General features: G+C 63.1%; 13 protein-coding genes. 8 read left to right on the forward strand and 5 right to left on the reverse strand.

Annotated features, from left to right (window positions below):
• Window positions 1-9 precede the first annotated feature (9 nt).
• The gene (locus GQB00_RS07385; protein ID WP_207950630.1) at window positions 10-1,599 is read right to left on the reverse strand and encodes a SulP family inorganic anion transporter; all 1,590 of its coding nucleotides are present in this window, start codon (window positions 1,597-1,599) and stop codon (window positions 10-12) included.
• Window positions 1,600-2,030: 431 nt separating this feature from the next.
• Between GQB00_RS07385 and GQB00_RS07390 the strand changes: the two genes are divergently transcribed.
• Window positions 2,031-2,837, forward strand: coding sequence for a class I SAM-dependent methyltransferase (locus GQB00_RS07390; protein WP_165855751.1), 807 nt, complete (start codon window positions 2,031-2,033; stop codon window positions 2,835-2,837).
• Window positions 2,838-2,878: 41 nt separating this feature from the next.
• On the opposite strand, the gene GQB00_RS07395 is transcribed toward GQB00_RS07390, so the two are convergent.
• The 3 genes from GQB00_RS07395 to GQB00_RS07405 all read right to left on the reverse strand — a co-directional run bounded on the left by GQB00_RS07395 (window position 2,879) and on the right by GQB00_RS07405 (window position 11,506).
• Window positions 2,879-3,853: an MBL fold metallo-hydrolase gene (locus GQB00_RS07395; RefSeq protein WP_165855752.1), complete on the reverse strand. Its 975-nt coding sequence runs from the start codon at window positions 3,851-3,853 to the stop codon at window positions 2,879-2,881.
• A 304-nt stretch (window positions 3,854-4,157) separates the two neighbouring features.
• Window positions 4,158-7,787: a bifunctional proline dehydrogenase/L-glutamate gamma-semialdehyde dehydrogenase PutA gene (gene putA, locus GQB00_RS07400; RefSeq protein WP_165855753.1), complete on the reverse strand. Its 3,630-nt coding sequence runs from the start codon at window positions 7,785-7,787 to the stop codon at window positions 4,158-4,160.
• A gap of 194 nt (window positions 7,788-7,981) precedes the next feature.
• The gene (locus GQB00_RS07405) at window positions 7,982-11,506 is read right to left on the reverse strand and encodes an NAD-glutamate dehydrogenase (protein WP_165855754.1); all 3,525 of its coding nucleotides are present in this window, start codon (window positions 11,504-11,506) and stop codon (window positions 7,982-7,984) included.
• Window positions 11,507-11,665: 159 nt separating this feature from the next.
• Here GQB00_RS07405 and GQB00_RS07410 point away from each other — a divergent pair, with 159 nt between their 5' ends.
• A complete protein-coding gene (locus GQB00_RS07410; protein WP_111495061.1) occupies window positions 11,666-12,118 on the forward strand; it encodes an Lrp/AsnC ligand binding domain-containing protein in 453 nt (150 codons plus the stop codon).
• 63 nt (window positions 12,119-12,181) lie between these two features.
• Here the strand turns inward: GQB00_RS07410 and GQB00_RS07415 are convergent, their stop codons facing one another.
• Entirely contained in the window at window positions 12,182-13,102 is a 921-nt protein-coding gene (locus GQB00_RS07415; RefSeq protein WP_165855755.1) for a malate dehydrogenase, read from the reverse strand.
• Window positions 13,103-13,522: 420 nt separating this feature from the next.
• Here GQB00_RS07415 and hpaD point away from each other — a divergent pair, with 420 nt between their 5' ends.
• The 6 genes from hpaD (at window position 13,523) to hpaI (ending at window position 19,666) form a co-directional block, all read left to right on the forward strand.
• The gene (gene hpaD / locus GQB00_RS07420; protein WP_165855756.1) at window positions 13,523-14,536 is read left to right on the forward strand and encodes a 3,4-dihydroxyphenylacetate 2,3-dioxygenase; all 1,014 of its coding nucleotides are present in this window, start codon (window positions 13,523-13,525) and stop codon (window positions 14,534-14,536) included.
• A gap of 63 nt (window positions 14,537-14,599) precedes the next feature.
• Window positions 14,600-15,871 carry an FAD-dependent monooxygenase gene (locus tag GQB00_RS07425; RefSeq protein WP_165855757.1) on the forward strand — a complete coding sequence of 424 codons (1,272 nt, stop codon included), beginning with the start codon at window positions 14,600-14,602 and terminating at the stop codon, window positions 15,869-15,871.
• A 135-nt stretch (window positions 15,872-16,006) separates the two neighbouring features.
• Window positions 16,007-17,065, forward strand: a complete 1,059-nt coding sequence (locus GQB00_RS07430; protein WP_111495053.1) for an amidohydrolase family protein — start codon at window positions 16,007-16,009, stop codon at window positions 17,063-17,065.
• 121 nt (window positions 17,066-17,186) lie between these two features.
• The gene (locus GQB00_RS07435) at window positions 17,187-18,056 is read left to right on the forward strand and encodes a fumarylacetoacetate hydrolase family protein (protein WP_165855758.1); all 870 of its coding nucleotides are present in this window, start codon (window positions 17,187-17,189) and stop codon (window positions 18,054-18,056) included.
• 3 nt (window positions 18,057-18,059) lie between these two features.
• Window positions 18,060-18,863 carry a 2-oxo-hept-4-ene-1,7-dioate hydratase gene (hpaH, locus tag GQB00_RS07440; RefSeq protein ID WP_165855759.1) on the forward strand — a complete coding sequence of 268 codons (804 nt, stop codon included), beginning with the start codon at window positions 18,060-18,062 and terminating at the stop codon, window positions 18,861-18,863.
• A gap of 8 nt (window positions 18,864-18,871) precedes the next feature.
• Window positions 18,872-19,666: a 4-hydroxy-2-oxoheptanedioate aldolase gene (gene hpaI / locus GQB00_RS07445; protein ID WP_165855760.1), complete on the forward strand. Its 795-nt coding sequence runs from the start codon at window positions 18,872-18,874 to the stop codon at window positions 19,664-19,666.
• Window positions 19,667-19,713: the final 47 nt, after the last annotated feature.

The following is a 19,713-nucleotide window of genomic DNA, read 5'->3' on the forward strand; positions in this document are numbered from 1 at the left end:
CTCGTCGCCCTAGCCAAACACCTGTCGCCCCGGGGCCGCGAGAGACTCCCCGTCATCGATGGTCCGCGACGCCGGGAAGTGTCCACTGAAGCCCCGCAGGTCGCGCACCTGCACGCTGATGCCATGGTCCGGCGCATTGCGGGCGTAGGCCTCGATATCATCACGGATGTCCGGGTCCACATGCGCCGCCAGTTGGCCGTCTATGACCAGGTGCGTGCCCGGTTTCAGGTTTTCCAGCTTGCTGCGCACCTCTTCGCGATTGAGGAAAGACACGTCCGTCAGGAAGCGCATCCAGGCCCGCTGCCCCTCCTGGCGGAACGATACCGCGCGCCGGAAGTTGGCCCGTATCATGAAACACAGCCCGCAGAACATCCCCACCAGCACCCCTTTCAGCAGGTCGATCACCACCACCGACGTCAGGGTCGCCGCAAACGGCACCAGTCGATTCAATCCCTTGCGGTACTGTTCGACCCACAGCCTCGGACTGGCCAGTTTGAACCCGGTATGGATCAGGATCGCCGCCAGGCACGCCAGGGGCATCTGCTCCAGCACCGGCGCCAAGCAGGCCACGGTCACCAACAGGAGCGCCCCGTGGACGAAGCTCGACGTCCGGGAACGTCCCCCGGCCTGGACGTTGGCCGAGCTGCGTACAATCACCGCCGTGATCGGCAGGCCGCCCACCAGACCGCTGAGCAGGTTGCCCAGACCCTGGGCCTTGAGTTCCCGATGCGGCGGCGAGTGGCGCTTGAGCGGGTCGATCTTGTCCACCGCTTCCAGGGAGAGCAGCGTTTCCAGGCTGGCTACCAGCGCCAGTGTCAGGGCAAAAACATAGACCTGGGGATCGGCCAGCGACGTCAGCGACGGGAGATGCAACTGGGCCAGGAACTCGCCGATCCCGGCCACGCCCATGGCGTCGATCGGAAGCTCAATCCGATGGGCGCCGGTTAACGGAGAAAGCCAGGCGGACGGGACCAGCCGGTCGAGCAACACCGCGACGATAACCACCACCAGCGGCCCCGGCAGGTTGCCGAGCACACTCCGTTTGATCACGGGACGGTCCCACAGCAGCAAAACCGCAAAGGAGACCAGGGCAATCAGCAATGCCAGTCCACTGAACTGCGCCGACAAGGCCCGTGAGCCCCAATCCTCCAGGGCCGGCCAGTCCGCCAGACCCGCCAGCATCGGCAACTGGTTAATCACCAGGATCAGACCGATCGCCGCCAGCATTCCCTTGATCACCGAGCTGGGTACGAACGCCCCGATCCGGCCCAGGCGCAGGAAACCGAACAGCATCTGCAGCAACCCACTCAGCGCCGTCGCCATCAGCAGCCCGGCAAAGCCAATCGCCTCGATGGCGGACAGAACCACCACGACCAGCCCGGCGGCGGGACCGCTCACGCTCAGCGCCGAACCACTGACCAGCGACACCACCAGCCCACCGATAATACCGGCCAGCAGACCGGACAGGGGGGGCGCGCCCGACGCCAGGGCAATGCCGAGACACAACGGGATGGCTACCAGAAAGACCGCAATGCCTGCGGGAACATCGTGCTTCAGGTTACGGAGCACCGGATCCATCGCCTCCGGGAACTGACTCATCTCGCGACTCCTTGCGTCATGCCGAGTAAGGATGGGAGCCGAAAGTAGCCCGGGAGGATGGGCCCTTCGGAGCCGTCAAAGCACATGCTGCTCGTGCGATATCTCGCACCGGCAAGATGACGCGCATGTCAATTTAGGCCAAATCCGGAATTGCCCGATCGGATCTAACATACTGATTTATATTGCATTCCGCGTGCTGCCGCGGGAGCGCCGGCACGGCACTCCGCCCAATATTCATTGCGGGAAGGTTGCACGACCGTAATTCCGCTGAGCGGCGCCCGCTAAACCGCTACCTATCCGCCACAGCGGCATGACGCACATCCCGAATGACCTTTCTGCGCCGGCGCGCTATGGTAGCCAATGGAGCGAGTGTCCCGCTCCACCTCTGCCCAATGACATCCCCGAGTCGGTTGTCCGGAAGGAGGAAAACCATGACCGATATCACCGAGGAAACGCTCGCCGACACCGCCCGGGCCTATGACCGGTGGCTGATGCCCGCACTCTTCGCGCCCTGGATTCCCCATACACTCGACCGCTCCCGAATACAGCCCGGCCAGCATCTCCTGGACGTGGCCTGCGGGACCGGTGAACTGGCCCTGTCGGCCCAGCAGCGGGTCCAGCCCGACGGTCTCGTGACCGGACTGGACCTGAACCCCGGCATGCTGGCCGTGGCCCGGGAAAAATCCGAAACCATCCGCTGGGTGGAAAGTCACGCCGGCAATCTGCCTTTCGACGAAGATACCTTCGACGCCGTCACCTGCCAGTTCGGCCTGATGCTGTTTGACGATCCCGTGCAGGCGCTGCGGGAAATGCACCGGGTGCTGGAGCCCGGCGGCCGACTGGTGGTTCTGGTTTTCGATGAGCTGATCCGACAACCGGTGTACCAGACTCTGTCGGAGCTCTATGGGGACCTGATCAGCCCGTCGGTCGGCGACCTTTTGCGCGCCCCCTTCGCCATGGGCCAGCGCTCGATCATCGAGAACACCTTTGCCGAAGCCGGCCTGGCGGAGGTCGAGGTGGAACGTCTGGAGGAAAGCGTCATCTTCCCGACCATCACCGACCTGATCCGGGCCGATGTGGACGGCTGGTTTCCGTTTGCCGGTGTCCGGGTAACAGCCGATCAACGCGAGCGAGTGAGCGCGGCCGCTGCGCGGGCTCTGGCGCCCTACCGGATGTCCGACGGATCGTTCCGGTTCGTTGTCGGGGTGCACTGTGCTTGGCTGGAGAAAAATGCGTGACGCCCGGGTGGGCGTCACGGAAGGGCAAACCCCGAGGGGGTCTATCGATCGCTGTTCCAGGGAATCACCCTGACCTTATCGCCGGACAGATCGAACGCCATGAGATCCTGCCCCATAGCTAGGGGCCCATCGTAGGTTTCCCGCGTTGCCGTCTCGGTTTCCGCAGGCGTCATCGGCGGGTAATCCTTGTTTGCCAGCAGCACGAAATGCGTGAAGGCCGCCATCTTTGGCCTGGCTTCGCTGAACACCTCACCCGCCTCCTGCGGCGTGGTGTGATGATTCATGATCGGCTGCAGGCGCTGCAGCGCCTCTAGCAGCTCCGGTCGGGCGGCAGCGACTTCGTGGATCAGCAGGTCAACGCCACGTGAATGCTCAACCACCGTCTTCGATTTGCGGGTATCCCCGGAAATCACCACCGACTTGCCCTGATAGTCAATGCGGTAGCCGACCGACGGATGAATCAGGTCACCGTGCAAGTTGGAAAACGCCGTGACTCTGACGCCGTTCTTCTCATAGACCACGCCACCGACCTGCTCGTCAAACTCGGTGACGTTGAAGCGGTTGGCTTCCGGCGGCAGCTTCTCATCGGCAATACGCACCTTGGCGTTGTTCTCAAACGCACTGACCAGACCATCGGTCAGTGCCTGCAAACCGGTCGGGCCGGTGATGTTGAACGGCTGCTTGCGCCCCGCGTATACCGGCGGCAGCCAGCCGGTCATCCAAAGATCCGCCAGGCCGTTGACGTGATCCGAGTGATAGTGCGTCAGGAAGACTTCATCGAGACTGCCCAGCGGCACCTTCAACTGCCACAGACGGATGGTATTGCCGCGCCCGGCATCAAACAGCAGGTTCAGGTTGCCGGCCTGCACCAGGGTGCTGGGGCCGAAACGATCGGGATTGGGGTTTGGAGTACCGGTGCCCAGCAGGGTGACCCGGAAAGTGCTGTTGTCCTGCGCCATGGCGCTCGAGGCCAGGGCAAACATCAGCAACGCAGCCGTCAGGCATTGTTTCAGCATGGCTTCTCCCAATGTTGTTATGGTTTTGAGAAAACGGACGCCACGGTCCCTGTGTTGTCGTTGTTTTTGATAGACCTGAGTTCAGGAACCTTTGATCAGGCTCCCTGGCCCCGCCACGCAGAAGGAAGGAACGCGACGGAACCGACACCAACCTAGCAGCCCGTTTGCTAGGCCCCTAATTGATTGGTTGCAAAACCGTATTCATTTTTGGGAAGCATCCTGCGGGAACCCCAGCGCCCCAACGAAAAACGCCCGGATGGCGGAACCATCCGGGCGTTGTCGGAACCGAAGCCTCGTCGAGGGCTTATTCGGACGCGGCGATCAAGCTCGCGTTACCACCGGCTGCCGTGGTGTCGACACACAGGTGCCGCTCTACCACGAAGCGCTGGGTCAGGGTTGGCTCGGTGATCAGCTGGATCAGCGCGCCGTCGCGCTTGGCCAGGGCGTCCCGGTACTCGCGCAGCAGCGAGCGCTCGGCAACGCTGGTCACCGCTTCAAAGCCGTGAGCCTGGGTCAAGGCAACCGGGTCCAGCACACCGTCAACGCCGACGATCGGCAGGCCGGCCTTGGCCGCCTGGCTGACGGTCTTCTCGACACCCGGCGCCACGACCACCACCCGGTTACCCTGGGACAGGGCGCTGGCCGCCTGCTTAAGCGCGGACTCGCGGTCCGGCCCCAGGCACACCACCAGGCCGCGGGCGTGGTTGGACAGACGGTTGAGCTCGCCGGTGGGTCCCGGCATGTCTTCCGGATGCGCGTCCAGGGCCTCGGGCACCTCGCCGAAGATCGGGCGCATGGCCTGGACACGGCTTTCCGGAGCCTGTGGCTGCAGCCCCTGCGCCTTGTCGATCAGCTTCTGCAGGCGCTCGGCACCGATCTGCTTGCCGGCGGACTGGGCCGGCACCTCGATGCTCTCGCCCTTCATGAAACGACGCACGTAGTGCGGACCGCCCGCCTTGGGACCGGTACCGGACAGGCCCTCACCGCCAAACGGCTGGGAGCCGACGATGGCGCCGATCTGGTTCCTGTTGACGTAGGTGTTGCCCACCTTGATGCGGCTGGAGATCCGCTCGACGCGACGGTCGACCCGGCTGTGGATGCCGAAGGTCAGGCCGTAGCCCTTGTCGTTGACCGCATCGATCACTTTGTCGATATCCGCCGCCTCAAAGGTGGCCACGTGCAGGACCGGCCCGAAGATTTCCTCTTCCAGCTCCTCGATGCCGCTGACCTGGATAACGGTTGGCGACACGAACAGACCTTTCTCCGGTACCGACAGCTTCTTCAGCACCTTGCCGCGCTTCTCGTACTTCTCACAGTGGCTGACGATACGGTCCTTGGCGGTCTGGTCGATGACCGGGCCCACGTCCGTGGACAGGTCCCACGGGTTGCCGATGCCCAGCTCTTCCATCGCACCGAACAGCATTTCCAGCAGGTGATCGGCGATGTCTTTCTGCACGTACAGCATGCGCAGCGCGGAGCAGCGCTGGCCGGCACTCTGGAAGGATGAGGCCAGGACGTCGCGCACCACCTGCTCCGGCAGCGCGGTGGAATCCACGATCATGGCGTTCAGGCCGCCGGTTTCCGCCACCAGCGGGGCGTCCGGCGCCATCTTCTCGGTCATGACCTTGTTGATGCGCTGGGCCGTCGCGGTGGAGCCGGTGAAGCAGACGCCCGCCATGCGCGGATCGGACGTCAGCGCGGCACCGACGGTAGCGCCGGAGCCCGGTACCAGCTGCACGGCACCTTTGGGGACGCCGGCCTCGTGCATCAGTTCAACGGCCCGGGCCGCCAGCAGCGCGGTCTGCTCCGCCGGCTTGGCAATGACGGCGTTGCCCGCCGCCAGGTTGGCCGCGATCTGGCCGGTAAAGATCGCCAGCGGGAAGTTCCACGGCGAAATACAGCACATCACACCGCGGGCGTCGCCACTGTCTTTGTAGCGAATGCCTTCGTTGGCGTAGAACTCACAGAAATCCACCGCTTCGCGGATTTCGGCGACGGCGTCGAACAGGGACTTGCCGGCCTCGCGGCAGGTCAGTGCGAACAGCTCGTCGACGTTGTCCTCGTACAGCTTGCCGATCTTGCGCAGGCACTCGGCGCGCTCTTCGGCGGACATCGCGGACCAGGTCCGGAAGCCCTCTTCGCCGGCCGTGATGGCGGCGTCGATATCGGCGTCGGAGGCCTGGGTGACTTCACCCACCACGTCGTCCGGATCGGCCGGATTACGCACCACCTGAACTTCCGCACCCACGGCGTCCACCGCCATGACCGGACCGCCCTTCCAGCGATGGGTGCGGTAGGCGCCGCGGCCCTCGTCGATCTGCGCGATGGTGACCGGATCGGTCAGGTCCCAGCCCTTGGAGTTGCGGCGGTTGGCGCCGAACAGGTCGGCCGGACGCACGATGGCCTTGCTGGAAATACCGTCGCCCAGGGCCTGCACCGCGTCGATGGGATCCTTGGCAATCTCTTCCGGGGTGATGCTGGTGTCGACGATCTGGTTCACGAACGAGCTGTTGGCGCCGTTCTCCAGCAGACGGCGCACCAGGTACGCCAGCAGGTCGCTGTGCTTGCCGACCGGCGCGTAGATGCGGCAGGGCACGCCGCTGTCGCGGATCACCTGATCGTGCAGGGACTCGCCCATGCCGTGCAGACGCTGGAATTCAAACAGGTTGCGGTCGACGTTCTTGGCCAGTTCCAGCACCGCCGACACAGAATGGGCGTTGTGGGTGGCAAACTGCGGGTAGATGCGGTCGGTCATGCCCAGCAGCTGCTTGGCGCAGGCCAGGTAGGACACGTCACTGCAGGCCTTGCGGGTGAACACCGGGAAATCGCTCAGGCCCATCACCTGGGCGCGCTTGATCTCGGCGTCCCAGTAGGCACCCTTCACCAGGCGCACCATGATGCGGCGATCCAGCTTGTTGGACAGGGCATAGAGCCAGTTCAGGACGTGGGACGCACGCTTGCCGAAAGCCTGCACAACCACACCGAAACCGTCCCAGTTGGCCAGCTCGGGGTCGGCCAGGATCACTTCGATCACGTCCAGGGACAGGTCCAGGCGATCCGCCTCTTCCGCGTCGATGTTAAAGCCCATATTGGCTTTGGCGGCTTTCTTCGCCAGATCCAGGGCACGGGGCACCAGCTCTTCCATCACGCGCTCTTTGTGGCCGTACTCGTAGCGGGCCAGCAGGGCCGAGAGCTTGACGGAGATGCCCGGGTTGGTGCGCACATCGCCCGCGCAGTTCTTGCTGATGCTGTCGATGGCGTCAGCGTAGGCCTTGTAGTAGCGCAGCGCGTCGGCATCGGTCCGGGCGGCTTCGCCCAGCATGTCGTAGGAGTAGGTATAGCCGCGGCTCATGTTGCTCTTGCCGCGCTCCTGGGCTTCCTCGATGTCACGGCCCAGGACAAACTGGCGCCCCATTTCCTTCATGGCCTGACCGGCCACGGTCCGCACCACCGGCTCGCCCATACGCTTGATCAGCTTGCGCAGGGTCTCGCCCACGCTCTGGCGCTCGGAGTCCTTGAGCAGGTTGCTGGTCATCAGCAGGGCCAGCGTGGTGGAGTTGATCAGGGAAGAGGTGGCTTTGCCCACGTGGGCGCCCCAGTTGCCGGAGGTGATCTTGTCTTCGATCAGCGCGTGGATCGTGGTGTTGTCCGGCACGCGCAGCAGGGCCTCAGCCAGGCACATGAGGGCCACGCCCTCCTTGGTGGTCAGGCCGTATTCCGAAAGGAACTTCTCCATGATGGTCGGCTTGGCGTTACTGCGGACGCTGCGCACCAGGTCTGCCGCACGCGCTGAAATCGCTTCACGCTCAGCCTTGGACAACTGGGCGTCAGCAATCAGCTCGTGAATCACCTTGTATTCGTCGGCCAGATAGTAATCGCGGACGGCCTGGCGGGAGTCGATTAGTTCAGGAGTCACTGACTGCTGCGGTTTCATAGTTGTCACCTCGTCGTTGTTTGTCTCTCTGGTCGCATTTTACCGAGACAGACAAAGACCATTTTCCTATTACCCCGGCCAAAGCAACCAATCAGACCTTTTTTGGCCAAACAAAAACCGAGCCCTTCCTTTCCGAAGGGTTAAATATAGGCAATATGACCTTTACCCGTTCGACGGGAAACCCGATTTCGCGGTCATCCCGCCTCTGCCGCCAGCTCCCTCAGGACACCGTGAGCGACAGAAAACACTGCACAATCAATGTCTTTCGCCGTCTGCATGTCTCCCAGCATCTGCTTCCAACGGCCCAGTTGCGTCTGCTTGCCGTCGCGCCACTGCGCCAGCAAGGTTTCGGGCGCCATTTTCGACGGTACTTCGCCCACGGACGCATCCTGTTCGCTCCCGTTCCCCACACGGAACACACTGGAGGTCAGGTGACGCAGCTGATAGTCCAGATCGTCGCGGTAATGACTGGTGGCCAGCACCTCCCAATGCCCCCGCGCCCGGAACTGGCGCATCTGCCTGTCGAGCCAGGTCAGGTTGAGGCTTTCGCCCAGCGAGAAGTACACCCAGGCCACCGCTTCCAGCGACTCGTCGAACTGCAGCGCCACCTCGATGATATCCATCAACCAGTAGCGGCTCTCCGTGGACGCGCAGCAGGCCGCCAGACGTTCCGGCACCGAATTGCTCACATAATAATCATAGCGCTCATTCCAGCGGCTTTCAGGAATCACGCCGCGCAGGCTGTCGGTGGCGCTCATGACCTGCACCAGATGTGGCTGGTAACGCTCGCGGCAGGCCACGGCATCGAGATCCTGCGGCCGTGTGCGAAGCAACCAGTTGGTGGTACGTGTCACCAGCCGGGTCAGATCGCGCAACAGATCGAGCTGGACTCCGGCAGCGATCTGACCGTCCAGCGCTTCGATCTCACGCCATTGTGCGTCGACATCGTAGATATCCACCGCGATGCGGTAGGCCGCGGCGATCTCGTCCGCACCGGAGCGCGACGCATGGCGGATCTTGTCCAGCCAGGTGACGCCCATGCGATTGACCATGTCATTGGCCAATTGTGTGGCGGTGATCTCGGCCCGCAGCGGGTGCTGTTCCACCGCGCCCGGGAAGGCCCGCAACAGCGACGCCGGAAACGCCGAGTAGAGCGCGTCGCGGAAGCGCTCGTCGTGGACCAGGGGCGACGCCAACAGCAACTGCTTGAGCTCGATCTTGGCGTAGGACACCAGCACCGACAGCTCCGGGCGGGTCAGGCCCGACAGGGATTCCTTTCGCTCCTGCAAGGCCTCGTCGCCGGGCAGGAATTCCAGCGCGCGATCCAGCCGGCCTTCCGCTTCCAGGCGGCGCATGAAACGCTCATGCTCGTCGAGACTGGCAGCGGCCGTGGACTCGGCCAGACTCAGCGCCAGGGCCTGGCGGTAGTTGTTCTGGAGCACCAATTCAGACACTTCGCCGGTCATCTCCCGCAACAGGCGATTGCGCTGCTCCAGCGATAACCGACCTTCCTGCACCTCCTTGCTGAGCAGGATCTTGATGTTGACCTCGTGGTCGGAGCAGTCCACGCCGCCGGCATTGTCGATGAAGTCGGTGTTGGCCGCCCCACCGCGGCGGGCGAAGCCGATCCGCGCCAGCTGGGTGAACCCCAGATTGCCGCCCTCTCCCAGCACCCGGCAGCGCAACTGGTCGCTGTCGACACGGACCGGATCGTTGGCCTTGTCCCCGACACTCTCGTGGGACTCAGCCGGGGATTTGGCGTAGGTGCCAATGCCGCCGTTCCAGATCATGTCCACCGGCGCCTGCAGCAGCGCGCTGATCAGCTCGTTGGGCGCCAACCGCTTGGCGTCGGTGCCCAGGGCCTTGCGCATGGTGGCGTTGATGGGAATCGACTTCTGGGAACGGGAAAACACGCCGCCGCCCTTGCTGATCAGTTCGCGGTCGTAGTCGGCCCAACTGGACCCGGGCTGCTCGAACAGGCGCTGGCGTTCGCGGAACGCCGCTGCGGCGTCGGGCTTGGGGTCGATGAAGATGTGCAGGTGATTGAACGCGCCCACCAGCCGGATCCGGTCCGACAACAACATGCCGTTGCCGAATACGTCGCCGCCCATGTCGCCGACGCCAACCACCGTGAACTCGTCGGACTGGGTGTCGACGCCTTTTTCCAGGAAGTGGCGCTTGACCGATTCCCAGGCGCCGCGGGCGGTGATACCCATCTTCTTATGGTCATAACCTTCGCTGCCGCCGGAGGCAAAGGCATCCCCCAGCCAGAAGCCGTACTCCTCAGCCAGGCGATTGGCGATGTCGGAGAAGGTGGCCGTGCCCTTGTCGGCGGCCACCACCAGGTAGGGATCGTCGTCATCGTGACGCACGACGTCCGCCGGCGGCACCACCTGACCGGCTTCCAGGTTGTCGGTCAGATCCAGCAGGCCGCGGATAAAGATGCGATAGCAGGCCACGCCCTCCTCCTGCAGCGCCTGACGCGAACCGTCGCGGGGCGGCTGCTTGACGATGAAGCCGCCCTTGGCGCCCACCGGCACGATCACCGAGTTTTTCACCTGCTGGGCTTTCACCAGACCCAGGATCTCGGTGCGGTAGTCCTCCGCCCGGTCCGACCAGCGCAGCCCGCCCCGAGCCACCGGTCCGGCCCGCAGATGTACCCCTTCAACGCGGGGCGAATAGACGAACACCTCGAAGCGGGGTCTCGGTTTGGGGATGTCGGGGATCGACTGGGGGTCGAACTTGAGGGACAGGTAGCTCTTGAACTGCCCCTCGAAGCGCTGGAAAAAGTTGGTGCGCAAGGTGGCCTTGATCAGCAGGTAGAAGCGCCGCAGGATGCGGTCATCATCCAGGCTCTCCACCGCTTCCAGATCCGCCAGGATGGCCTCTTCAACGGCGGCGCTCTCGTCCGCCCGGGTGCCATTCGGTTCAAACGCCGGATCAAAACGCACCTGGAACAGGACCACCAGCCGCCGGGTAATCTCTATGTGGCGGGCCAGGGTCTCCGCAATGAACGGCTGGCTGAAACCGAAACGCAGTTGCTTGATGTAGCGGGAATAGGCCCGCAGCAGGCTCACCTCCCGCCAGCCCAGGCCGGACACCATGATCAGCCGGTTCAGTTCATCGTTCTCGGCGAAGCCGTTCCAGATTTCCCGGAAAGCCTCCTGCAGCAACGACATGACGCTGTCCGCCACCGCCTGATTGCCGGTGGAATGGACCTCCACGGTGAAATCACTGACCCCGAAGGTCTCCCCGTCCTGGCGCTGGATGCGGTAAGGGTGCTCGTCGAGAACCCGCATGCCCAGGTTTTCCAGCATGGGAATCACGTCCGAGAGGATAACCGGCTTACCCTGGCTGTAGAGCTTGAAACGAAGTACCTGGCCGTCGCGTTCGTCCACTGGATAAAAACGCATGGGCACATCGCTGCTGACAGCGATGGACAGCAACTGGCGCAGGTCGCTGACCGCTTCCGCCACGGAAAACCGGGTACGGTAACCGCTGGGGAAGGCGCTCCGGAACGAACGCGCATACCGATCGCCCAGGTCATCGCCGAAGGCCTCGATCAATTGGGTGCGCAGGTGGCTCTCCCAGGATTGCGACTGGGCCATGACCCGGTTGACGATTTCCCTCAGGTGGGTCTGGTCGGGATCATCCGCCTGGATGGCGTCCGCGAGTTGTTCCAGAAGGGCGTTGGAGTCCGAGGGGTGGGATTCGGTCATTAATCGTCTCCGGATAAAGCCGACGGCACAGCAAATGGGATCGTACACGCAGTATAACCAATCCTCGAAAGACACTTTGACCATACGGTTTCAAAACGAAGGCAACCTGATTATATTTGACGACCCAATTAGCCATTAATCTTCCCGGGAATTCGAACCATGGTCGAACTGGACCGAATCGATCGCTCCATTATGCGCGAACTGCAAAAGAACGCGCGCGTCACCGTTACGGAGCTGGCCTCCCGGGTCGGCCTCTCCAAAACCCCTTGCCAGGTCCGCATGCGCCGGCTGGAAGAGCAGGGCTACATCACCGGCTACACCGCGCTGATCAACCAGACCAAGCTGGGGCTGAGCCACATTGCCTTCGCCCAGGTCACCCTGAACGACACCAGCAGCAAGGCCCTGGCCGCCTTCAACGACGCCATCAACCAGATCTCGGCGGTGGAGCAGTGCCACATGATTGCCGGTAACTTCGACTATTTACTGAAGGTCCGCACCCGCAACATGGCCGAGTACCGCCAGGTCCTGGGCGAGCAGATCTCCGCCCTGCCCCACGTACTCCAGACCAGCACTTTCGTGGTGATGGAGAACGTCAAGGACATGGCCGGCTAAGCTTAATGCCGGGCCCCGATGTTAAGGGGCGCGGGTGTTATGGGACGCAGGTATCAGGAAACACTAAGTCACCGCTTCCCCAGCCACCGACTCGATGACGTTGCGCACAGTCGACGCGCTGTGCAGGAAAGCCTGCTGCTCACGCTCGTTCAGCCTGGGATGCAATACCCGTTCGATCCCGTTGCCACCAATCACCGCCGGCAGGCTCAGGCAAACGTCCGTTACCCCCTGGAAACCGTCCACCCGCAGGCTGACCGGCATGGTGTGCTTGGCGTCCAGAGCGATGCTCTCGATGATGAACGCCGCGGCCAGGGCGATGGCGTAGTTGGTGCAGCCCTTGTGCTTGAGCACTTCAAAGCCGGCTCGCGAGGCCTTCTCGAACAGGGCGAAACGACCCGGCGTCGGGTCCAGCGGCTCACCACCGGCCTCCGCGCAGCTCATGGCCGGAAACTGGCTGTCGCCGTGCTCGCCCAGGATATAAGCGCGAATGTCCTCGGTGTGGATCCGCAACTCCTCCGCCAGCAACTGACGGAAACGCGAGGAATCCACCAGCGTGCCCGTGCCCAGGACCTGATTGGGCCGGAAGCCGGTAAACTTCAGCGCATAGTGGACCAGTACGTCCACCGGGTTGGACACCATCACGATCGTGCTGTCCGGCGACAGACGCGCCAGTTCCGGCATGATCTCACGCATCAGGTCCACGTTGCCCTGGGCCAGCTCCATGCGGCTGCGCATATGCTTGGGCGTGGGCACCGACGCGCACATGGCGATGATGTCGGAACCGGCCGTGTCCGCCAGGGTTCCGGCGTTGACCTGGGTGGGCGTGCTGACGAACAGCTGGCCGTGGCGCAGGTCCAGGACGTCCCCCAACACCGATTCCCGGCTGCGCCCCACCAGCACCAGTTCCTTGACGATGTGTTTCATGGCCAGGACAAACGCCAGGCTCGAACCGACATTGCCCATGCCGATGACGGATACTTTCATGCTCTTTCCCCAATGCGGAGACACCGCCGGCCAACGAGTAGCATGGGCAGCAACCTCCGCTCAACGTGTGAAACATCCCAACACGAGCAGTATCCGTGCCCGGTGCGGCGCAGACCTCACCAGCGCCTGCCACCTCGCAATGGCACGCCTTCTACCCGGGCTCATCACAATAACGCCCACCTCGGCTAACTGAACGACGCACGACCGACGCTCAAGCGCACCAGCTCGGTGCAAAGCTCCCACCTTTTCTCCAAACCAAACACCTCAACTACGACTTTTGTCTAATCGTTGATTGGAAAATTAAGATATATCTTTTTCTAAGATATATCGAAATATTCAAATCACTCGCAATCGAAAGACGCACCAAAGTGTGAAAGGCCGGCCCGTCCGGAGCCGCGTCGAACGACAGGGAGAACAACAATGAGCCTGAATGATTTCGTCCTGAACCCACCCTTCAACGTGACCCGCACCAGTCACGTTGTGCTCAATGTGAGCGATCTGGAAGCCAGCAAACACTTCTATACCGAACTGGTGGGGCTGGTGGTCAGCGATGAGGACGCCAACAGCGTCTACCTGCGAGGGCTGGAGGAGAACGGCCACCACAGCCTCGTGCTTAGCAAGTCGCCAGACGCCGGCAAATGCGCCCGGATCGGCATGCGGGTACTGACCGACGACGACATCCACGCCGCCCAGGACTATTTCGGCAGCCGCGGCATCGACTGCCAGCTTGTCGACGTGCCTTTCCAGGGCCCAACCCTGCACGTCACCGACAGCACCGGCGTGCCATTGGAGCTGACGTCTTCCATGGAGCGACGTCCGCGGATGATGAAGGAATACAACCACTACCGCGGTGCCAGCGCCCAGCGCATCGATCACTACCAGATCCAGACCCACGACGTACGCCGCGCTTATGAGTTCTACCAGCCGCTGGGATTCCGGCTCAGCGAGTACACTTTTTCCAAGCGCGAGGATGGCGGCGAGAATCTGTGGGGCGTCTGGATGCAGCGCAAGGGCAACCCGCACGACATCGTCTTTACCAACGGGCTGGGACCGCGCCTGCACCACTTCGCCTACACCCTCCCCGATACCAACGACATGATCCGCGCCTGCGACGTGGCCGGATCCCTGGGCTATGCCGCCCGCCTGGAGCGCGGCCCGGGGCGCCATGGCATCAGCGGCGCGCTGTTCGTCTACTTCCGCGACCCGGACGGCCACCGCGTCGAGCTGTTCAACACCCACTACCAGCACATCGACCTGGAGCCGCCACTGGCCTGGGATCTGGCCGACCCCAAACGGGCCGACCAGTGGGGGTTCCCGGCGCAGAAGAAATGGTTTGCCGAAGCGAGTCCCTTCGTGGGCACCGAACCGCGCGAGCCCAACATCAAGGTGGACCCACCGACCCTGGAGCGATTCCTGGCGATGGTGAACGAATAGTCGCCAATCATCCGACACCGGCTCCGGCACGGAGCTACCGCTAACAACAAGAGGAAACGAACCATGCTGGACATTGCAATCATCGGCGCGGGCCCGGGTGGCCTGGCCACCGCGCTGCGACTCCACCAGCAGGGCTTTCGCCCACACATCTACGAAGCCGCCCCGGAGCTGAAACCGCTCGGCGTGGGCGTGGATATCAAGCCCTATGCGGTGAAAGAAATCACCGAACTGGGACTGTATGAAGATTTCCGCGACATCTCCGTCGAAGCCCGGGAATCCGTCTTCTACACCGGTTACGGCCAGAAGATCTTCGGCGAGGAATGCGGCCGCCATATGGGCTACGACCACGACCAGCGTTTCGTTCATCGCGGCCACATGCAGATGATGCTCTACAAGGCCGTATTGGACCGTCTGGGCGAGGATGCCATCACGCTCGGCGCGCGCTGCAAGGACATCGACCAGGATGCGGACGGCGTCACCCTGACTTTCGAGGGTGAGCCTGGCCAGGTCCGCGCCGATGTGGTGATCGGTGTCGACGGTATCCGCTCGGTCATCCGCAGCAAACTGCTGCCGGAATCCGACCGCTCCCATTTCTCCGGCCTGACCCTCTACCGCGGCGTTACCGTCATGCCGCCGATCAAGACCGGCGGCAGCATCCTGCACATCGGCGATCCGATCCGCCAGGGCACCCTGATCGTCTACCCGATCCAGGACAACGTCGATGGCCAGGGCAATCAGCTGGTCAACTGGGTGGTCGAGCAGGACGAGAAGCCCCAGAGCGAGGAAGACTGGAATCAGGAAGTGGGCATCCAGGAAATCGAACACGTGTTCGACGACTGCAAGCTGGACTTCCTCGATGTCGGCGAGATGATCCGCAACGCGCGGGAATGCTACCTGTTCCCGCTGATCGACCACGACCCACTGCCCCAATGGTCGTTCGGTCGCATCACGCTACTCGGCGACGCGGCCCACGCCATGTACCCACGCGGCGGCAACAGCGTCTGTCAGGCCTTCGTCGACGCCCGCGTGCTGGCCGAGCGCCTGGCCGCGGTGGACGACCCGGCGGAGGCGCTCAGGCAATACGAGGCGGAGCGCCGGGAAAAGGTCAACTGGCTGGTCATGGCCTCCCGTGGCGAAGGCCCGGAGGTGGTTCGCCGCATTGTCGAGGAACGCAGTGGCGGCAAACCCTTCGACGATATCGAGACGATCTTCCCCTACGAAGAAGCGCTTTCCATCTTTAGCGAATACCACGCCAAGGCCGGGATGAAGATCCCCGGAAAAAAAGAGGGCGCCGGCGAGTCAGGGAAGTACAAATCGGTTTTCTCCACGTCTTGAGGAAGTCGAACCGGGACCGGGCACGTTCCGCAAGAAACGGTCCGGCCCAACGTTCGCCGTCGCACGATGGCGCGCAATCATGAATCCACAACAGCAATCAGAAACACGACTGAAACCACAACAAGGACCAAAACCATGAGTTCCAGAAAAATCATCGACGCTAACATGCACTGGCTGCCGGGCGACCTGTTCTCCGACAAGAATCTGCTGAATTCCTTTCTCGACTGCATCCCCCGCCAATACGGCGTACACACCCGGGTCGAACAGATCGAAGGCAAGGACCTGCAGCAGTTGATCATCGAACAGCCCAAGGGCTACGTGAACCTGAACTACGCCGAAGGTCAGTACACCCTGGAAAGCCAGTTGGCCGACATGGAAAAAGCCGGCGTGGACCATGCGGTCTTCCGTCTGCCGGTGTGGCAGGAATGGCTCGACATCGAGACCTGCAAACTGGTCAACGACCGTATGGCCGAATACGTCAAACGCAGTGGCGGTAAGATGACCGCGCTCGCCGTCGTTCCGCCCTGGGGCACCGACGCCTGCCTGCGCGAAGTCGACCGCTGCCTGAACGAACTGGACTTCAAGGGCGTGCAGATGGTGGCCCACTACGGCCAGATCTACCTGGACGACCCGGTCTTCCGTCCGTACCTGAAGTTCCTCAATGACCTGAACGTACCGGTGGTGGTCCACCACACGCCGCTGCCGGTGGATTACCATTCGGTACTGCCGTACACCAACCAGCGTCGCCAGTTCGGTCGCTGCGTGGACCAGGCCACCGCGGTCGGCCGCGAGCTGTTCAGCGGCATGTTCGACGAGCTGCCCAACCTGAAGTTCATCCACTCCATGCTGGGCGGTGCCTTCTACGCCTTCGCCGACATGCTGGTTCCGCCCCAGCACAAGTTCAACGATGCCGTGGACCGCTTCCAGACCGGCACCAGCAACCTGCGCGATCAGCTGAGCAACAACATCTTCTTCGACACCTCCGGCGCCCCGCAGTGGGGCAAGGCCCAGCTCGAAGCGGCTGTCAGCGTCATCGGTAGCAAGAACATTCTGTACGGCAGTTCCTACCCGATCCGCAAGGACTGGTTCTTCCAGGGCATCGAAACCATCGAATCCCTGAACGTCACCGACGAAGACAAGGCCAACCTCCTGGGTGGAAACGCCGCCCGTATGTTCAACATCAACCTCGACTAAATCCCCCGGCATCCACACCGGGAACGCGGCCGCCATACTCGATGGCGGCCTGTTTTCGCCCGCCCTCTCGGGCGAACCGCGTTGAAACTGACTCGAGTCCAAACAACAACAGGAGGCTCAGTTGAAACACGCCCGATTTGCAACTCTATCGTCGCCCCGGGGTATCCTCTACGGCCTGGTCACCGATCACGGGATCATCGACCTGTCGGCCCGCTACTCGTCCCGCTGGCCGACACTGCACGAGGTGGTCGCCGACAACGCGCTGGCCACACTCGCCGAAGAGGTCACCAACCTCGAGCCCGACTTCAGCCCCGAAGACGTTACCTATGAGATTCCCCTGCCCAGACCGGGCAAGATCCTTTGCGTCGGGGTCAACTATCCCAACCGCAATGCCGAGTACCGCGACGGTCAGGACGCGCCGCCCAAGCCCTCCCTGTTCGTGCGTTTTCCCGGTTCCCTGACCGGCCACCTGCAGCCGCTGATACGGCCGCCGGAAAGCGAGCAGTTGGACTACGAAGGCGAGATCGCCATCGTCATCGGAAAGAAGGGGCGTCGCATCCCGGCGGCTAAAGCGCTGGACCACATCGCCGCCCTGACGCTGTGCAACGAAGGCACCATCCGCGACTGGGTTCGCCACGCCAAGTTCAACGTCACCCAGGGCAAGAACTTCGATAGCAGCGGCGCTATGGGTCCTTGGCTGGTGCCCTTTACCGACGCGTCCCAACTGGCCGATATCCAGTTGACGACCCGCGTCAATGGCGAGATTCGCCAGCAGGACCGCACCAGCCGGATGCTTTTCTCCTTTCGCGAGATCATCGCCTACATATCCACGTTCACCACACTGGAACCCGGCGACATTCTGGTGACCGGCACCCCCACCGGCGCCGGCGCCCGTTTCGAGCCACCGCTCTGGCTGCAGCCGGGCGATGTGGTTGAGGTCGAGGCGGAAGGCATCGGCGTGCTGCGCAACATCGTGGAAGACGAGGGATAAACCATGCTCGACCCAAACGCCATCCAGCAGGCCGTCGCCGACCTGGACGAAGCCGAGAAAAACCGTCGGCAGACCGGCCTCCTGTCGCTGCAACATCCGGGCATGACTCTGGACGACGCCTACGCCGTCCAGAACGCCTGGGTCAACCGCAAGATCGACGCCGGCCACCGTGTGATCGGCTGGAAAATCGGCCTGACCTCCAAGGCCATGCAATACGCCCTTAACATCGACACACCGGATTCGGGCGTGCTGTTCGACAACATGCTGTTCGAGGACGGCAACCGCATCCCGCCGGACCGCTTTATCCAGCCCCGAATTGAAGCCGAGCTGGCCTTCGTCATGAAAGCCCCGCTGTCCGGCCCCGACGTCACTGTCTTCGACGTGATCAACGCCACCGACTACGTGACCCCATCGCTGGAGGTCCTGGACACCCGCATTCTGCGCAAAGACCCGGAAACCGGTCACGCACGTACCATCGTCGACACCATCTCCGACAACGCGGCCAATGCCGGCATCGTGCTCGGCGGCCGGGCCGTGCGCGCCCACGAGATCGACATGCGCTGGACCGGCGCCATCGTCTCGCGCAATGCCGCCGTCGAGGAAACCGGACTGGGGGCCGGGGTGCTCAATCATCCCGCGCGCGGCATCGCCTGGCTGGCCCGCCGCCTGGCCCGTTACGGCGACCGCATCGAGGCCGGTCAGGTGGTGCTGTCCGGTTCTTTCATCCGCCCGGTCGAGGCCCGCCACGGTGACACCATCGTCGGCGACTTCGGCCCCTACGGCACCGTCAGCTGCTTCTTTGAGTGAGGAATGCCATGCCTGCCCCGCGTAACACTTTCAAACAGGCGCTGCTGGAGCGGCGTCCCCAGATCGGCCTCTGGGTCGCCCTGGCCAGCCCCTATACCGCCGAGATCTGCGGCGGCGCCGGTTTCGACTGGCTCTTGATCGACGGCGAACACGCCCCCAACGATGTGCCCCTGATGATGGCGCAGCTCCAGGCCCTGGCGGCCTCGCCGTGTCATACCGCGGTTCGCGCCACCATCGGCGAGCCGGCCCTGATCAAGCAATACCTGGACATCGGCGCCCAGACACTGCTGGTGCCCATGATCGAATCCGCTGCCCAGGCCCGGGACATGGTGCGTGCGGTACGCTATCCACCACAGGGGATTCGGGGGGTCGGCGCGGCCCTCGCGCGAGCGTCGGCGTTCAACCGCATCCCGGATTACCTGCAGACCGCCAACGACGAGATCTGCCTGCTGCTGCAGATCGAAAACCGGGCCGGCCTGGAGGCATTGGATGACATCGCCACCACCGAAGGCGTGGACGGCGTCTTCGTCGGCCCTGCCGATCTTGCCGCCGATATGGGCTATCTGGGAAATCCGGGAGCACCCGAGGTCCAGGCCGTGGTCGAGGACGCCCTCAAGCGCATCCAGTCACACGGCAGGGCCGCCGGCATTCTGTCTGCCGATCCCAAACTGGTGGAACGTTACCTGGAACTGGGCGCCACCTTCGTGGCTGTCGGCAGCGACGTGGGCCTGCTGGTCAAGGAAAGCACGCGACTGGCCAGCGCCTTCAAGGAGAAAGTACCGCCCCGGGCCGGTACGTCCTGAATCCCACAGGCAGGCCCGGTTTTGGTCCTGCCCCTCCTGGCCGGATC

Source organism: Marinobacter sp. JSM 1782161 (assembly GCF_011421605.1).
Taxonomy (GTDB): Bacteria; Pseudomonadota; Gammaproteobacteria; order Pseudomonadales; family Oleiphilaceae; genus Marinobacter_A; species Marinobacter_A bohaiensis.